9 protein-coding genes are annotated in these 17572 nt (G+C 72.2%); 5 read left to right on the forward strand and 4 right to left on the reverse strand.

The window, feature by feature from the left end:
* Window positions 1–76: 76 nt before the first annotated feature.
* From DEJ18_RS00370 to DEJ18_RS00390, 5 genes are read left to right on the forward strand one after another with little or no spacing between them, the layout of a single operon-like run.
* Window positions 77–10585, forward strand: coding sequence for a non-ribosomal peptide synthetase (locus tag DEJ18_RS00370; RefSeq protein ID WP_111209797.1), 10509 nt, complete (start codon window positions 77–79; stop codon window positions 10583–10585).
* Window positions 10582–10791 carry an MbtH family protein gene (locus DEJ18_RS00375; protein WP_111209796.1) on the forward strand — a complete coding sequence of 70 codons (210 nt, stop codon included), beginning with the start codon at window positions 10582–10584 and terminating at the stop codon, window positions 10789–10791. Before DEJ18_RS00370 ends, DEJ18_RS00375 begins: the two co-directional genes overlap by 4 nt.
* On the forward strand, window positions 10788–11810 hold the full coding sequence (locus DEJ18_RS00380; protein ID WP_111209795.1) for an ATP-binding cassette domain-containing protein: 1023 nt from the start codon (window positions 10788–10790) through the stop codon (window positions 11808–11810). The genes DEJ18_RS00375 and DEJ18_RS00380 overlap by 4 nt, the downstream gene beginning before the upstream one ends.
* Window positions 11807–12604 (forward strand): ABC transporter permease, encoded by a 798-nt coding sequence (locus DEJ18_RS00385; protein ID WP_111209794.1) that lies wholly within the window; start codon window positions 11807–11809, stop codon window positions 12602–12604. The genes DEJ18_RS00380 and DEJ18_RS00385 overlap by 4 nt, the downstream gene beginning before the upstream one ends.
* Complete coding sequence (locus DEJ18_RS00390) at window positions 12601–13359, forward strand: 4'-phosphopantetheinyl transferase family protein (RefSeq protein ID WP_181434135.1); 759 nt, start codon at window positions 12601–12603, stop codon at window positions 13357–13359. The genes DEJ18_RS00385 and DEJ18_RS00390 overlap by 4 nt, the downstream gene beginning before the upstream one ends.
* Here DEJ18_RS00390 and DEJ18_RS00395 read toward each other — a convergent pair.
* The 4 genes from DEJ18_RS00395 to DEJ18_RS00410 are packed head-to-tail and all read right to left on the reverse strand — an operon-like array spanning window position 13337 to window position 17347.
* Window positions 13337–14122, reverse strand: coding sequence for a DeoR/GlpR family DNA-binding transcription regulator (locus DEJ18_RS00395; protein WP_111209792.1), 786 nt, complete (start codon window positions 14120–14122; stop codon window positions 13337–13339). The genes DEJ18_RS00390 and DEJ18_RS00395 overlap by 23 nt on opposite strands.
* Before the next feature lies 1 nt (window position 14123).
* Complete coding sequence (pdxA, locus tag DEJ18_RS00400; RefSeq protein WP_111209791.1) at window positions 14124–15119, reverse strand: 4-hydroxythreonine-4-phosphate dehydrogenase PdxA; 996 nt, start codon at window positions 15117–15119, stop codon at window positions 14124–14126.
* Between the two features lie 27 nt (window positions 15120–15146).
* Window positions 15147–16331: a four-carbon acid sugar kinase family protein gene (locus DEJ18_RS00405; RefSeq protein WP_181434134.1), complete on the reverse strand. Its 1185-nt coding sequence runs from the start codon at window positions 16329–16331 to the stop codon at window positions 15147–15149.
* Window positions 16328–17347, reverse strand: coding sequence for a 2-keto-3-deoxygluconate permease (locus DEJ18_RS00410; protein WP_111209789.1), 1020 nt, complete (start codon window positions 17345–17347; stop codon window positions 16328–16330). Before DEJ18_RS00410 ends, DEJ18_RS00405 begins: the two co-directional genes overlap by 4 nt.
* Between the last annotated feature and the right edge of the window lie 225 nt (window positions 17348–17572).

A 17572-nucleotide genomic window follows, 5' to 3' on the forward strand; every position in this document is an offset into this window, starting at 1 on the left:
CACCCGTCGACGCCGAGACCAGCGCAAGCGGGACGCGGCCGGACGACGGCCGCGTCCCACCGGGAGGAGTGTCCCCGTGACGAGCAAGGACCACCAGCACCACCAGGACGACCGGACCGATCGGGAGGAGAGCGCGCACGTCCCCCTGACGTCGGCGCAGCGGCGGATCTGGTACGCCCAGGAGCTCGATCCGACGAACCCGACCTACCAGATCGGGCAGTACATCGATCTACACGGTGAGCTCGACCCGCGGATCCTGCGGATCGCCCTGACCAAGACGGTGGCGGACCTCGACGCGTTGAGCACCCGGTTCCGGTCCGACGCCGACGGCCCGTACGGGGTCATCGAACGTCCGCGGCCGACCGACGAGGTCATGGAACTGGTCGACCTCCGACACCTCGATGTGGACGAGGCAGAGGCCGAGGCGCGCGCGCGCATGGACCGCGACATGAGCACGCCCCGCGAGGTCCAGGGCGACGACCTCTTCGGTGCCGTCCTGTTCCAGATCAGCGACGACCGAGCATGGCTGTTCCAGCGCGTGCACCACATCGCACTCGACGGGTACTCTGCGGTCATCGCGTTGCGGTACATGGCCGACGTCTACACACGTCTGGCCCGACACGCTCCCCACGGACGGCTGCTCGACGTCGCGGCCCGCCCGTTGGCGCACGCAGCCGCCCGCCTCCGTTCCCCGCTCCCCGGGCTCGCCGAACTCCACAGCTCCCTGTCCGAGTACGAGGACTCCGGACAACGCGAGACCGACGAGACCTACTGGCGCGGCGTGCTCGCCGAGGAGACCACCGTCGCCGGGCTCGAGGGCACGACGACGTCGGCTGCGAGCCGTGTCATCCGTGTCTCGGTCCCGCTCGAGGCCGAGCGTGCCGCCCGGCTCGCAGCACTCGGGCGTGACCTCCCGAAGACGGTGGTCGCGATCGTGGCCCTCTACATGGCCAAGATCACCGGTGAGGAGCGCATCGCGCTCGGCCTCCCCGTGACGGCTCGTCGTGGGCGCGTCGCGAAGACGACGCCGTCGATGCTCTCCAACATCCTCCCGCTGAGGATCGACGTGCCGGCCACCGCGACCGTGGCGGACGTCATCGCCCACGCCGGCGACGTCGTCCGCGGCGCTGTCGGCCACCAGCGTTTCCGTGTCGAGTCCCTCGACGGTGCGCCGCGGCACGCCGGACCGTCGGTGAACCTGCTGCCGGTCATCGAGGCGATCCGGTTCGGCACAGCGGTCGGTGAGGTGAACATCCTGTCCACCGGGCCCGTCCACGACCTCTCGATCGTGCTGTCGGGCCTGTCCAGCGAAGCCGCAGGCGCGACACTGCGACTCGAAGGCGACGCTGAGCTGCACAATCCGGAGAGCCTCACCGAGCACGCCGACCGGTTGCTCGCGTTCGTCGACCGCGTCGTCGACGATCCGGCGGACCTCACGGTCGCAGACGCCTCCGTGGTGCACGACGACGAGGTCGCGATGCTCCTCGAACAGGGTGTCGGCGACACCGTCGGCCTCGAACCCCAGCGCATCCTCGAGGCGTTCGCGGAGATCGCACGGGAGCGTCCCGGCGACACCGCCGTGGTCGCTCCCGACGGCACGGCCACGTTCTCCGAGCTCGACGCGGACGCGACGCGGCTCGCCCACCACCTGGTCCGTGCGGGCGTCGTGCCGGGCAGCCGGGTCGCCGTGCGCATCGAGCGCAGCATGCTCCTGCCGATGCTCGTCCTGGCCGTCCTCCGCGCGGGCGGCGTGTACGTGCCGCTCGATCCGGAGTACCCGACCGACCGCGTCGCCGGGATGATCGAGGACTCCGAGCCGACGATGCTCCTGACGAGCAGCGGTCAGCTCGCCCGTGACCGCGACGCCGGAGCGACGTGGTCGGTGCCCTCGCTCGCTGTCGATCCGGACACTGCCCCATGGCGTCGCCAGAGCGACGACCCGAACACACTCCCGGTCGTCACCGGCGACGCGCTCGCCTACATCGTGTTCACCTCCGGCAGCACCGGCCGTCCCAAGGGCGTCGGCGTGGACGGGACGGCACTCCGGAACCTCTTCCAGCACCACCGTGCCGCGATGTTCGACCCGGCTGCGCGACGGCTCGGCCGCCCGGTGCGGGTCGCGCACACCGCCGGACTGTCGTTCGACGCCGCGTGGGACCCCCTGTTGTGGCTCTTCGCCGGCCACGAACTGCACATCGTCGACGACGACGTCCGCCGCGACCCGGAGCGTCTGGTCGCCGAGTTCGTCCAGGCCCGCATCGACGCGATCGAGACCACGCCGTCGTTCGCGGAGGCGCTGTTGTCCGCCGGCATGCTCGATTCCGACGTCCACCCCACCGAGATCGCCATCGGCGGCGAGGCGGTCGGCCCGGCGCTCTGGGACGCGCTCGCGGACCGGGACGACGTGCACGCGATGAACCTCTACGGCCCCACCGAGGCCACGGTCGACAGTCTCACCGCCGTGCTGGAGCCGGGCCAGCAGCCGCACATCGGCTCCTCGGTCCGCAACAGCCGGCACTACATCCTCGACGCCAGTCTCACGCCGGTACCGGACCGTGCCGTGGGGGAGCTCTACCTCGCCGGGACGAACGTGGCACGCGGGTACGTCGGTCAACCGGGGCTCAGCGCCGAGCGGTTCGTCGCGGACCCCTTCTCCGGCGACGGCTCCCGCATGTACCGCACCGGCGACGTGGTGCGTCGTCGTCGGGACGGCTCCCTGCGGTTCGTCGGGCGGATCGACGACCAGGTGAAGATCCGCGGCTACCGCGTCGAGCTCGCCGAGGTCGAGGCCGCGATGGCACGCCGACCAGGAGTCACGCGTGCCGCCGCCGTCGTGCGGGGCGAGGGCCCGACGAGCCGCATCATCGGCTACGTGACCTCGGACGGCGATCTCCGAGAGCTGCCCGTGACCGTCAAGGACGGCATGCGCTCCGAGGTCCCCGACTACATGGTCCCCACCACCGTCGTCGCGCTGCCCGACCTGCCGATGACACCGAACGGCAAGCTCGACCGCCGTGCCCTGCCGACTCCGGAGCAGTCGGGTGCCGGGTCCGCGCAGCAGCCGCGGAACGAACCCGAGCGCATCACGGCCGACGCCTTCGCCGAGGTGCTGGAGGTCGGATCCGTCGGGATCGACGACGACTTCTTCGCCGCCGGCGGGCACTCCCTCCTCGCCACCCGTCTGGCGGCGCGCCTGTCCGAACGTCTCGACCGGACCGTCACGGTGCGTGACGTGTTCGAACGTCCGACCGTGGCAGGGCTCGCAGGCGGTACCGCCGGTGACCCGGAGAGCGGTCGCCGGAGCCGCCTGGCGCGCGCGACACGTCCCACGCCGATGCCCGTCTCGCTCACGCAACGACGCCTGTGGTTCCTCAACAGACTCGAGCCGGATTCGGCTGCCTACAACATCCCGGTCGTGCTGCGCCTGGAGGGGCCGCTCGTCGTCAGCGCCCTCCGTGCCGCGTTCGTGGACGTCGCGATGCGCCACGAACCGCTGCGCACGACCGTGCCGTTCGAGGGCGACCAACCGGTGCAGCGGATCCTCGACGGCGCCGCTGCCGGACCGCCGTTCCTGACGGTGACCGTCCCCGAGAGCCGGGTCGACGACGCCGTGCGCGAGGAGGCGACGCGCCCGTTCGACATCGCGACCGAGACGCCGCTGCGCGCCGTCCTGTTGCGGGTCGACGACGACCACCACGTGCTCGTCGCGACGATGCACCACATCGCGTCCGACGGTTGGTCGCTCGCCCCGTTCGCCCGCGACCTCGGCGACGCCTACGCTGCGCGGGTCGCCGGAGCCGAACCCCGATGGCAGCCGCTGCCGGTCGACTACGCGGACTTCACCCTGTGGCAGCGGGAGCAGCTCGGCGACGCCGACGACCCGACGAGCGAACTCGCACGACAGCTGACGTTCTGGCGCCGAGCGCTCACCGGTGCCCCGGACGAGATCGCGCTGCCACGTGACCGAGCACGCACGGTGGGCGACGAGGTCGTCGAGCGTGGCATCGGGCAGGTCGCCCTCGACCTCGACGACGTGCGTCACGCGGCGCTGCGCCGGTTCGCCGGTGACCACCGGACGAGTCTGTTCATCGTGCTGCACGCCGCCGTCGCCGCCACCCTGCAGCAGCACGGCGCGGGCGAGGACATCGTCGTCGGCACGCCGGTCGCGGGTCGCGCCGACCCGCAACTCGACGAGCTCGTGGGCTTCTTCGTGAACACGGTCGCGCTCCGCACCTCGCTCGACGGCGACCCGAGCGTCGAGGACCTGCTGGAGCGGGTACGAGCGAGCAACTCGGCGGCGTACGCGCATCAGGACGTGCCCTTCGACGCGGTCGTCGACGCGGTGCGACCGCCGCGGTCGGCCGGTCGCCACCCGCTGTTCCAGGTGATGCTCACGCTGCAGAACACCGAGCCGGCGGTGCTCGACCTCGGCGAGGTTGCCGTGACCGTCCCCGCGCAGACGACGAGTGCCGGCGTGAAGACGGACCTGCTCATCGACGTCACGACCCCGGGCGGCGACGACGGCGGACTCGTGGTCACCATCGGGTACGACCGAGCGCTCTTCGACGAACCGACCGTCGCCCGTCTCCGGGACGCCCTCGACCGGGTGCTCGGTGCCTTCGTGGCCCGTCCCGACCGTCGGCTGTCCGACATCGCCAACGTCGACGCCGAGACCGCTCTCGTGCTCGACCGCCAGGCACGGGGACGTACGGTCGACGTGACCGGGACCGTCCTCGACCGGTTCGACGACACCGTCAGGCGCGTCCCCGACGCCCCGGCGCTGGTCGACACGGCGGGGACGACGTCCTTCGCGGACCTGGACCGTCGGGTGACGGCGCTCGCGGTCGGCCTCGCCGACCTGGGTGTGACCAGGGGCGACCGCGTGGCGATCGCCCTCCCGCGCAGCGCCGACGCGATCGCGGTCGTGCTCGGTGTGCTGCGGTCCGGTGCGGTCGCGGTCCCCGTCGACGTCGCCTACCCCGACGCACGGATCGGCCAGATCCTCGCCGGTGCCGAGCCGACCGTGCTCGTCACCGACGACGCGGAACGCGCTCGTGCGGTCATCGGGGTCGTCGACGTCGACCCGCACGTCGTCGGTCCGGCCGACATCCGCCCTGGTGGCGGCGAGCCCGGCCGCGCCGCCGGCTCCAACCTGCCGGTACCACAGCCGGGGGACACGGCGTACCTCGTCTACACGTCGGGCACCACGGGCGTCCCGAAGGGCGTCCAGGTCCCCCACTCGTCGCTCGCGAACGTGCTCGCCCAGCACGAGGACGCGATGATCGGTCCGGTGCGTGCGCGTGTCGGCGACCGTGTGCCGCGCATGCTGCACCTCTCCGGCCTCGGGTTCGACGCCGCCTGGGACCCGATCCTGTGGTTGACCGCGGGGACGACCCTCGAGATCGCGGACGACGTCACCCGGACGAACGCCGAGGCCGTCGTCCGCGTCATCAACGAGCACGGCGTGGACGTCATCGAGACGACCCCGTCGTACGCCCGCCAGCTCGCCGCCGTCGGACTCTTCGAAGCCGTCGCGGAACGCGGCCAGCGCCTGACGGTCGCGGTGGGTGGCGAGCCCGTCCTGCCGGACCTGTGGAACCGCATGGCGGAGGCGGAGCACATCGACGGCTGGAACCTCTACGGACCGAGTGAGAGCACCGTCGACGCGGTCGTCGCGCGGATCGAGCCGGGAGCGGTGACCATCGGCCGGCCGGTGGCGAACGTCACCGCACGCGTCCTGGACGACTTCCTGCAGCCGGTGCCGCCCGGGGTCGACGGCGAGCTCTACCTGTCGGGCGCGTCCCTCGCCCACGGGTACCGAGGACGTACCGCCGAGACCGCCGCTCGTTTCGTCGCCGATCCCCGCGGTGACGGCACCCGGATGTACCGGACGGGCGACATCGTGCGTCGACGCGTCACCGGGGAACTCGAGTTCCTCCGCCGGGACGACGACCAGGTCAAGCTCCGCGGCTACCGGATCGAACTGGCCGACGTCGCACGGGTGCTCGAACGGGTGGACGGCGTCGACACCGCCGTCGCTCGCATCGTGACGCCCGGCGGCCCGGACACCGCACGTCTCGTCGCCTGGATCGTCGGTACCGCCGACGACCAGGACGTCCGACGCGCCGCGGCAGCCGACCTCCCCGACCACATGGTGCCGACGGCGATCGCCGTCGTGGACGAGATCCCGTTGACGCCGAACGGCAAGATCGACGTCGCTGCGTTGCCGGAACCCACGTCCTCGGGTGGTGCCCAGCGACCCGTGACCGACGACGAGCACACCATGACCCGCGTCTTCGGGGACGTGCTCGGCGCCCACGACGTCGGGCTGCACGACGACTTCTTCGCGCTCGGCGGGCACTCGCTGCTCGCCGTGGGGTTGATGGGACGGATCCGGGACGAGCTCGGTGCTACATTGCCGCTCCGCAGCATCTTCGACGCCCCCACCCCCGCTGGTCTCCTCGCCGCGATCGGTCCGGCGTCCGCGACACCGCCGCAGGGCGTGCACCGGCCGACGTCGGCCCTGCGTGCCTGGGTCGCGGAGCACCCCCGTCAGGACGGCGAGACGGTGCCGTTGTCGCCGAACCAAGCACGCCTGTGGTTCCTCAACCGGCTCGATCCGACCTCCGCCGACTACTCGGTGCTGCTGCAGGCCACGTTCCGCGGCGAGCTCGACACCGACGCGTTCCGGCACGCCATCGACGACGTGATCGAGCGGCACGAGGTGCTCCGGACGACGTACCCGGAGGTCGACGGGCAGCCGGTGCAGCACATCCACGCCCCCGAGCCCGGTGTCGTCGGCACGCAGCCCGTCGACACGACGGCGGGCTTCGACCTGACCGTCGACATGCCGGTGCGTGCCGCACTCGTCCAGACGGGCGATCGCGAGTGGCGGATCGACCTGGTCATCCACCACATCGCCACCGACGGCGCATCGCTCGCCCCGCTCGCGCGTGACATCGCCATCGCCTACGGGGCCCGTTCCGGGAGCACGGCGCGCGCACAGCGTCCGCTCCGGGCCCAGTACGCGCACTTCGCCCGTATGCAACGAGTTCTCGAGGACGCCGACGGCGGGCGGCACGACGCGTCGTTGGCAGCCTGGGAGCAGCGACTCGCGGGGATCCCGGACGAGCTCGACCTCCCAGCGGACGGACGCCGCCCGGAGTCCGCCACGCGGGCAGCGCGGCAGCTCCGGTTCACGGTGCCCGAGGACGTCGTCGCGGCGATGCAGGCTGCCGCCGGCTCCGCCCAGGCGAGCGGCTTCCACGCCTGGCTCGCCGGTCTCGCCGGGTACCTGCACCGCATCGGCGCCGGTGACGACATCGTGATCGGGTCGCCGTCGGCCGGACGGTCGGACCCGGACACCGCGGAACTCGTCGGGTTCTTCGTCAACACGCTGCCGCTGCGCGTCCAGATGGCTGACGCACCGCACCTGGTCGAGACCATCGAACGGGCGCGCGCCGCGACACTGCACGCCATCGAGCACGAGTCCGTGCCCTTCGAGCGCATCGTCGAGGCGATGGCTCCCGAGCGCCGACTCGGCCGGCACCCGCTGTTCCAGACGATGCTCTCGGTGGAGGAGCCGTCGGGGGTCGCCATCGAGCTGCCCGGTGTGACCACGGAGCGGATCGAGCCCGACACCACCGGTTCGGCCAAGGTCGACCTGTCGTTCACGCTGCGCCCCCGTTCCTCCGGGTCGGTCGACGGTGTGCTCGAGTACGACGCGTCGATGTTCAGCGACCGGGCCGCGCGCGGCCTCGTCGAACGGTGGATGTCGTTCCTGGCCGCTGCGGCCGAGGCGCCACGGCAGCCACTCCGCGACGTGCCGATCGGGCCGAGCAACGTCCCGCTCGCCGCATGGCCGGCCGAGGTGGGAGACCCCCCGCAGACGGTCCTCGAGGCGTTCGACGCGTCCGTGGCCGCGCGCCCGACCGACACGGCGATCGTCGCCGAGGGCCGTGCACTGACCGCCATGGAACTCGACGCCCGCGTCGACGACATCTGCGCCGGCCTGACGGCGGCCGGGGTCGGTCCCGGCGAGGTCGTGGCGCTCCACCTCCAACGGGGCATCGACACGGTCGCGGCGCTCCTGGCGGTGTGGCGAGCCGGAGCGGTCGCCGCGCCGGTCGACGTCGAGCTGCCCCGCGAGCGGGTCGTGACCATGCTCCGGACCGCCGCTGCGCGCCTGGTGCTGCACCAGGGCCTCCAGGACGGGACGGAGGCCCCCAGCACGGCGGTCCTCGCGGCGGCGGACGCCGGTGTGCCGCGGGAGCGGGTGGTGCGCATCGACGAGTTGCCACGACCGACGACCGCTGGAGCGGGCGCGCCGCGACCGCTCCAGCTCGACGCCGCTGCGTACCTGATCTTCACCTCGGGGACGACGGGTGAGCCGAAGGCGGTGCAGGTGCCACATCGGGCACTCGCCGCGCTGCTGGCGAGCCACCGCGCGACCCTGCTGCCCGACCCGGACGAGCGCCGCGTCCGCGTCGCGCACACGACGGGCGTCGGCTTCGACGCGGCGATGGACCCCGTCGTCTGGCTGGCCGCCGGCCACGAGCTGCACGTCGTCGACGACGCGACCCGACGGGACCCGCAGGCGCTCGTCAGGCTCTTCCACGAGCGCGGCATCGGCGCGTGGGAGACCACGCCGAGCTACGTGACCGCGCTCACCGGGCAGACGGACCTCGAAGCCCTGTTGGACGCCCGCGACGACCGTGATCCGTTCGTCATGCTGCTCGGCGGTGAGCCGCTCGACGCAGGGCTGTGGACTTGGCTGCGGGCCCGCCGTGCGGTTGACGCCTGGAACCTGTACGGACCGACCGAGGTCGGTGTGGACTCGATGGTCGCCCGGGTCGCGGACAGCACGGCTCCGGAGCTCGGGGCCACCACCGTCGCGACCGTCGGCTACGTGCTCGACGCCCGGCTCCGTCCGGCACCTGTCGGCAGCGTCGGCGAACTGTGGCTCGCGGGCGGGCAGTTGGCGCACGGGTACCTCGGCCGGCCGGACCTGTCGGCCGGACGGTTCGTCGCGGATCCGTTCGCCTCGGACGGCTCCCGCATGTACCGGACCGGCGACCTCGTGGTCCGGCGGGACGCCGACGAGGGGACGCGCCCCAGCGTCGTCTCGCTCGGACGGAGTGACGGCCAGGTGAAGATCCGTGGTCACCGTGTCGAGCCGGGCGAGGTGGAGGCGATCCTCCGCGGGGCCGACGGCGTCGCGCAGGCCGTGGTCCGTCCGGTCGACACCGCACGCGGTACCGAGCTCGGGGCGTGGATCGTGACGGACGGGTCCACGCCCGACGGGGCCGTGCGTCACCTCATCGACGTCGTGCGCTCCCGCGTGCCGGACTACATGGTCCCGGCAGGGATCGCGGCGATCGACTCCGTGCCGCTGACCCCGAACGGCAAGGTCGACGTCCGAGCACTCCCCGAACTCCGTGCCGGCGGCGGTGCGGGCGCCGCCCCACGCGGAGCGGCAGAACGGGCGGTGGCGGCTGCCTTCGCGGCGACGCTCGGCGTCGGCGACGTCCGAGCGGACGACTCGTTCTTCGCGCTCGGCGGTCACTCGTTCATCGCGCAGCCGACGATCCAGGCCGTGAACGACGCCCTCGACGTGAACCTGCCGGTGCAGGCGCTGTTCCAGGCGCCGACGGTCGCGGGCCTCGCCGCGCTCGTCGAGTCCGGTGGCGCGGACATCGCGGAGGCCCTCCGCACGATCCTGCCGCTCCGCCGCGACGGTGACGGCGCGCCGGTGTTCGCCGTCCACCCGGCGAGCGGCGTGGCGTGGAAGTTCTCCGCGTTCGTGTCGCGGCTCGCCTCGACGCGTCCGGTCCTCGGCGTCCAGATGCCGGGCATCGCGCCGGACGACCCGGAGCCGCCGGAGGTGGGGTCGCTGGGCGAGTTGCTCACCGAGTACGTCGCCGCGATCCGCGCCGAGCAGCCGCACGGGCCGTACCTGCTCACCGGGTACTCGTTCGGCGGTCGGCTGGCGCACCACATCGCTGCGCATCTGCAGGCGGAGGGCGAACAGGTCGCGCTCCTCGCCGTCCTCGACGCCTACCCGACCGACGCTGCGGCGCTCGAGGGCGTCACGGAAGCGGGGGACATGTGGCGCGGGTTCCTCGACGCGAACGGGGTGGTCCCGCCCGAGGGTGAACTGGACACCCAGCGGGTGCTGGCGCTCTTCGCCGAGTCCGGCAACCCGTTGGCCGACATCCCGCCACACGCGGTCGAGCGCATGGTGCGCCGGTTCCGTCGACTCGGCGAGCTCCTCGACGCGGCGCCCGTCCCCGTCGTCGACGGTGACCTCCACGTCTTCGCGGCCACCGAGGACGTGCCCGACGGCAGGCCGGAGCCGGAGGCGTGGGAGCCGTTCGTGAGCGGGACGGTCACGTCGAGCCCCGTGGGCGTCCGCCACCAGGACATGCTCGTCGACCGGGCGCTCGACGACATCGCTCCGGTGCTGGACCGCCTGCTCGTTGGTCACCGACACGCCGACGGCGCGGCATCAAACCGATCCGACGACGGCTCCGAAGGAACACAGGGAACGAGACCTGCACCTGACGTAGAGGAGGATCGACGATGACGAACCCGTTCGACGACCAGGACGGCACCTTCCGGGTGCTGGTGAACGAACTGGGCCAGCACTCACTGTGGCCGGAGTTCGCCGACGTCCCCCGCGGCTGGGTCGCGGTCTTCGGTCCTGCCGTGAAGGGTGCCTGCACCGAGTACGTCTCGGAGCACTGGCACGACATCACGCCGACCGTCGAGAGCCATCGCGTCGCCTCGTGATCTCGATCCGCGGCATCACCAAGCGTTTCGGGAGTCACCAGGCCCTCGCGGGCGTCGACCTCGACGTCCCCGAGGGGTCGGTGCAGGGCCTGCTCGGGCCCAACGGGGCCGGCAAGACGACGACGGTGCGCGTGCTCACGACATTGCTGCAGCCGGACTCCGGCGATGCGTACGTCGCCGGCAGGTCGGTGACCCGTGACGGGCACCAGGTCCGGAAGCGCCTCGGCGTCTCGGGCCAGTACGCCGCCGTCGACGAGAAGCTGACGGGGTTCGAGAACCTGACCATGGTCGGCGAGCTGTACGGGATGCGGCGCAAGGACGCGAAGGCAAGGGCTCGCGAACTGCTGCGTGACTTCCGTCTCGACGACGTGCCGGACGACAAGCGTGCGGGGACGTACTCCGGCGGTATGCGTCGCCGGTTGGACCTGGCCGGCGCGATCGTGGCTCGCCCCCCGGTGGTCATCCTCGACGAGCCCACCACGGGGCTCGATCCCCGTGGCCGGCGGGACACATGGGATGCGATCGAGTCGCTCGCCTCCGGTGGGACGACCGTGCTCCTGACGACGCAGTACCTCGAGGAGGCCGACCGGTTGGCGGACTCCATCGCGGTCATCGACGAGGGACGGATCATCGCCGAGGGCACCGCCGCGGGGCTCAAGTCGGAGACCGGCGGCGCGCGGGTCGACGTCCTGCTCACCCCCGGCACCGACGTCTCCGTCGCGGTGGACGCCGTACGACGAGCGGGGCACGCGGTCTCCGTCGACGGACGGACGGGGCGACTCACGGTCAACGCCACCAGCGGTGGCCGGGACCTCCTCGACGTCGTCGGGGCGCTCCACGCGGCCGGGCTGGAAGCGACCGAGGCCGCCCTCCGCCAGCCGACGCTGGACGAGGTCTTCCTCCGGTTGACCGGCGCATCGACCGACGCCGACCCCGACACCACCGAGACCGACGCAGCAGCGACGTCGTCCGCTGCGGAGGAGTCCCGAGCCGGACGGACGACGGAGGTGACGCGATGAGCTTCGCCAGCGTCCTCCGTGACGGTCGGGTCATCGCCCGTCGGAACATGCTCGGCGTCCGCCGCACGCCCGGAGCGCTCGTGACCGGGGTCGCCCAGCCCGTCATCTTCGTGCTCATCCTCGGCTACGTGTTCGCCGGCGCGCTCGGCGGCGACGCGTACCGGGAGTTCCTCATCGGTGGCGTGCTGGCGCAGACACTCACGTTCAACTCGTCCTTCACCGCGGTGTACTTGGCGAAGGACCTCCAGACGGGGTTGATCGACCGGTTCCGCGCGCTGCCGATGTCCAGGGTGGGCGTCATCCTCGGGCGGACGACTTCCGACCTGCTGACGAACACGATCTCGATCGTCGTCGTGGTCGCCTGCGGTCTCGTGATCGGGTGGCGCGTGCACTCCGACGTCTGGTCCGCGCTGCTGACGTGCGGCCTCCTGCTGCTGTACGCCTTCGCGACCTCGTGGATCGGGGCGTTCATCGCGCTCACCGCCCGCAGCGTCGAGGTCGCGCAGAGCCTGGGCCTCCTCTGGCTCTTCCCGGTGTGCTTCATCTCCGGCGCGTTCGTCTCGGCGGACATGCTCCCCGGGCCGCTGCGGGTCGTCGCCGAGTGGAACCCGGTGACCGCGGTGGCGACCGCCGTGCGGCGCGGCTTCGGCAACGAGCCCCCGGCCGGCTTCGCCGTGAGCCAGGGTTGGCCGGCCGACAACGCCCTGCTGTACGCGTTCCTGTGCTGCATCGGGATCATCGCGGTCTTCGCCCCCATCGCCGTCGCTCAGTACCGGCGGATCAGCAAGCGGTGATCCACCTCCTCAGCGCGACCGTCGACGACGTGCTCGACGTCGGCGACCGCCTGGTCGGTGGGACCGGAGGTGCAGGAGCGCGACGGCTGGTGACGCCGGCGGATCGTGCAGCGGCGGATGCCAGGCTCGCCGACGAGGACCGCCGTCGGACGCTCGCCGGGCGGCTGGCCCTGCGGCTGCTCGCCGGCAGGGTGCTCGGCAGTCCACCGACCGCGTCTGCGGGCCTCCCGATCGACCGCACCTGTGACCGCTGCGGGGGCCCGCACGGTCGCCCGCGTCTCGTGGGGCTCTCGGCCTCCACCTCGACCTCCGGTGACCAGGTGCTCGCAGCAGTGGCCGCCGCGTCAGCGCACGTCGGTGTCGACGTCGAGCGGGTCCCCGTGGCGCTCTGGGACGGTTTCGACGAGTTCGCGCTCCACCCCGCCGAGCGCGGCGCACTGCCCGACGGCGACGCGGGCGTCCTCCGACGGGTCGCGATCTGGACCGGCAAGGAGGCAGTGCTCAAGTCGGTCGGCGTCGGCCTGCGTGCGGCACCGAGCGGGTTCCACGTCGCCACCTCGCCGGTCGGGGACGCGCCGACCGACGGCGTCACCGGATGGCTTCCCGTGGCCCGGTCCGACGACCCCGCGACCGCGGGCATCTGGACGACCGCCGTGGACGTCCCGGGCGGTGCCGTCGCGTCGCTGGCTGCGGTCGGTCCACGGCCGATCCGCTCCTGGTTGCTCGGAGGACTCAGCGGTCCGTCGGGCCCGTGACCGACCTCGTCGCGACGTGCACCGTCACGAGCCCCGACGCCCGGAACGCCGTCAGCTGCTCTTCGGTGGCACCGTCGTCCGTCACGAGCACCCACGGCCGCTCGATCCGCGTCCACCAGTGCGCCGAGGCGACCCCGAGCTTCGTCGAGTCCGCCAGCACGTACAGCTCACGGGCCCGCTCGACCATCACGCGCTTGAGCGACGCCTGCTCCGGCGTCTCCTCGCAGAGGCCGTGCTCCGCCGAGACCCCGTCGGCGCTGAGGAACGCCACGTCGGCGGAGACGTCCGCCATCACCCGCTCCGCGAAGGGTCCGACGAACCCCGAGCTGATGTGCCGCAGCCTCCCGCCGACGACGATCAACTCGACGCCCGTGCTGTGCTCGAGCGCGGTGGTGGTCGTCAGCCCGGTGGTCACGACGGTGATGCCCTCCCGGTACACGAGGTTCCGCGCGAGTGCCCCGACGGTGGTTCCGGCGTCGAGCACGGCGACCGCTCCGTCCCGGACGAACGTGCTCGCGAGCCGCCCGATCGCCGCTTTCTGCGCGACGGCGATCGCCTCACGCTCGCGCAGGCTCCGCTCCGGGCCGCTGACGGTCTGTGCGCCACCGTAGGTGCGGACGATGGTGCCGTCGCGCGTCATCGTGTCGAGGTCCCGCCGGATCGTCGACGCGGAGACCGAGAACACCGCTGCGAGCTCGTCGACGGTGACGGGCTTCTCCTGCAGCAGGCGGCTGATCTCGCGCCGACGGTCGCGGGCGTTCACGTCAGCCGTCGCGCTCCGGGGAGAGGTCGGCGGCCTGACGGAGCGCTTCGAGCAGCGGTTCGTGGTCCACGATGTCCTTCCCGGCGATGTCGAACGCCGTTCCGTGGTCGACCGAGGTCCGGACGAACGGCAGGCCGACGGTGACGTTCACACCGTTCTTCAGCCCGAGCACCTTCACCGGGATGTGGCCCTGGTCATGGTACTGGGCCACCACGAGGTCGTAGTCGCCGCGGCTGGCCAGCATGAACAGCGTGTCGGCGGGCAGCGGGCCGATGACGTCGAGGCCCTCGGCGCGCGCACGGTCGACGCCGGGCTGGATCTTCTGCGCCTCCTCGTCGTTGCCGAACAGGCCGTTCTCACCGCCGTGCGGGTTGATCGCGGCGACGGCGATGCGCGGACGCTCGTTGCCGGAGCGGACGAGCAGGTCGTTGCCGCGGGCGATCGTGCGGTAGACCCGGTCACCGTCGATGGCGGCGACGGCGTCGACGAGGCCGAGGTGGGTGGTGACGTGGATGACGCGCATGTTCGGTGCCGTCAGCATCATCGAGACCTCCTCGACGCCGGCGAGTTCGGCGAGCATCTCGGTGTGGCCGGGGAACTGGTGGCCACCCATGTGCAGGGCCGCCTTGTTCAGCGGGCCGGTGCAGATGGCGTCGATCTCACCGGCGACGGCGAGCTCGACGGCCTTCTCGATGAACAGGAACGCGCCGTGACCGGCCTCGGCGGAGAGCTCGCCCCAGGCCAGGTCCTCGGGGATGCACGGGATGTCGAGGACGTCGATCGTGGACGGGTCGTCCGTCGCCTCGGAGGGGGCGCTGATCCCGTTGACGGTCAGCGGGCTCGAGACGACGTCCATGGCGAGCTGCAGACGACGGAGGTCGCCGATGACGAACATCGTCCCCAGGGAGCGCGTCGCCTCGTCGGCCATCGCCTTGGCGATGATCTCGGGTCCGACGCCGGCGGCGTCACCCATCGTGATCGCGATGATCGGCTTCATTGTTCTTCCTTCACTGCTCGGTGTTCTCTACTGCTCGGTGTGCTGCTGTCGGAGGGCCTGGACGGTGCGGGCGAGGGTGCCGGCGTCGCCGAACGCCCCCGCCTTCGTCACGAAGACCGGCCGGTGGTCGGGGTGACTGCTGAGGACGACGCCGGGCTCGACGTTGCCGTGCACGCGGACGCTGTCGACCCCGAGTGCGTCCAGGACGGCGCGCGCGGTCTCGCCGCCGGTCAGGACGAGGCCGCCGAAGCGGTGCGCGCTCCGGGCGACGGTCGCCGCGAGGGCCGCGGCGACGTCGAGGGCGTTGCCCGTGTCGACCGGGACGCCCAGGTCGGGGGTGAGGACCACGTCGGTCGTGGCGCTGGCGATCTGGTCGGTTGCCGCCTGCTCGCCGTCGTCGCGGTGCCGCAGCTCGACGTGCTCCGCACCGCGGCGGACGAGCTCGTCGATCTGCGACCGCGCGGGGCCGGAGTAGCTCCCGACGACGACCAGGACGCGGTCCACCGCCCGCGTCAGCGGTGCCGTCGTCGCCGTCGCGTCGCCGGTCGGCAGCATGTGCGCGGCGAGTCCGCCGGAGCCGGTCACCAGGATGGGCGCCGTGACGAGTCGGGAGGCCCGGGCGATCGTCTCGAGGTCGGCGTCCGTCACCGCGTCCAGGACGACCGCGTCCACGCCGTCGGCGTGCAGGCGGTCGAGCTGCGCGGCGAGCTCCGCAGGGGTGTCCGTCGGACGCGGGGCGAGCCTCCCGGCCTGGAGGCCCGCAGTGGCGAGCGAGGCGGCGACGTCACCGGCGTGGTCACCGTCGACGTTCGCGACGCCGTCGACGTGGACGATCCCGCCGACGGTCGTGCGGCCGGTGCCGGGGAAGGCCGGTGCGACGACGGCCAGGCCGCGCTCGGTGTCCGACAGGGCGGCGAGGGCGGCGGCGACCTCGGCACCGACGTTCCCGCGCAGCAGCGAATCGATCTTCTTGAAGACCGGGCGTCCGAGCGACACGGAGCGACGGACGACCGACTCCACCAGTGCGGCTGCGTCATGGTCGGACAGGTACCGGCTCTCGGTGTCGACGGCGAGCACGTCGGACGCGGGCCAGGGCACGTCCGGACCGAGGACCACGGCGCTGCTGTGGGCTGCCCCGTACCCGCCGGCGGCGTCGGCGGCCCCGGTCAGGTCGTCGGCCACGATCGTCAGGCTCGGCTGCGTCGCGCTCACGTGGCGGCCCCGTTGCCCGCGTTCTCCACGGCGGCGGCGTTCGCCGGCATGCGCGTGTCGCCCTTCTTCGCCGCGATCCGGCGTGCGTACCAGGCGACGATGAGCGGCGTGCCGATCGAGGTGACCACGATGGCGGCGGACACCAGCACGGTCGCAGGACCCGCGGCCTCCTCGTAGGCGGGGTTCGCGGCGGCCACGAGCATCGGCACCGCTGCGGCGTTGCCGGCGGTCGACGACGCGGCGAGTCCACCGAGACCCGTGCCGCCGGTGAGCCGGTCGGCGAGGAACAGGACCGCCCCGCCGAGGAAGAGCACGACCAGACCGAGCAGGACGCCGACCAGTCCGGCACTGAGGACGGTCTGCAGGCTGATGCCGAAGCCGAGCGCGAGACCGAAGAAGAAGATGAGGACCGGTGAGGCCGCGGAGAGGAACTTCCGCATCGCCGGGTCGAGCGAGCCGAGCACCATGCCGAGCACCAGGGGGATGAGCGCGCCGACGAGCGCCTGCCACGGGAACGCCGACAGGCCGGCGACGCCGAGGATGAGCATCGTGAGGAAGGGCCCGGACTCGATCGTCATGATCGAGTACGCGGCGACGTCCTTCGGCTTGCCGTACTGGCCCATCAGCGCCATGTAGAGGCCGCCGTTCGTGTCGCTGAACGCGGCGACGAGGGCGAGGACGGACAGGCCGGCGAGGAACCCGCCCTGGACCGGCAGCTCGGACATGAACTGCCCGGCGACGACGCCGATGACCACGGCGAGCAGCACCTTCGCGCCGAACAGCGCCCCGCCCTTCTTGAGGATGTACGGGGTCGCGCGCAGGTCGATGCTCGCACCCATGCAGACGTAGAAGACGGCGAGGATCGGGGTGCTCCCGGTGAGGAGGCCTCCCGTGAAGGACCCGAAGAAGTCCGCGGTGCCGGGGGCGACCGTCGCGAGGACGGCGCCCACCAGGAGCGGGACGAGCATCATGCCGCCGGGGACCTTCTCGATCGCGGCCTTGATCGGAACGGACATACGCAACTCCATCGTTTCGTTCCCGGGTCGCTCCGGCCCGGTCGCTCCAGGATTGCACACAACGCGCAGCAGCATGCGCGTTGTGTGCAGAAAGCGAGGCGGAGGAGGGCTGCTCACTCTCGGCTCTGCCCGGGTACTCCCGCCCAGCGAGAACGATTCTCATTACGCGCTAAGGTTCCCAGAGCAGCGTGCCGCGCTGCGTTCCCGTCTCCCACCTGACCAGGA

The organism is Curtobacterium sp. MCSS17_015, from assembly GCF_003234265.2.
In the GTDB taxonomy this organism is placed as follows: Bacteria; Actinomycetota; Actinomycetes; order Actinomycetales; family Microbacteriaceae; genus Curtobacterium.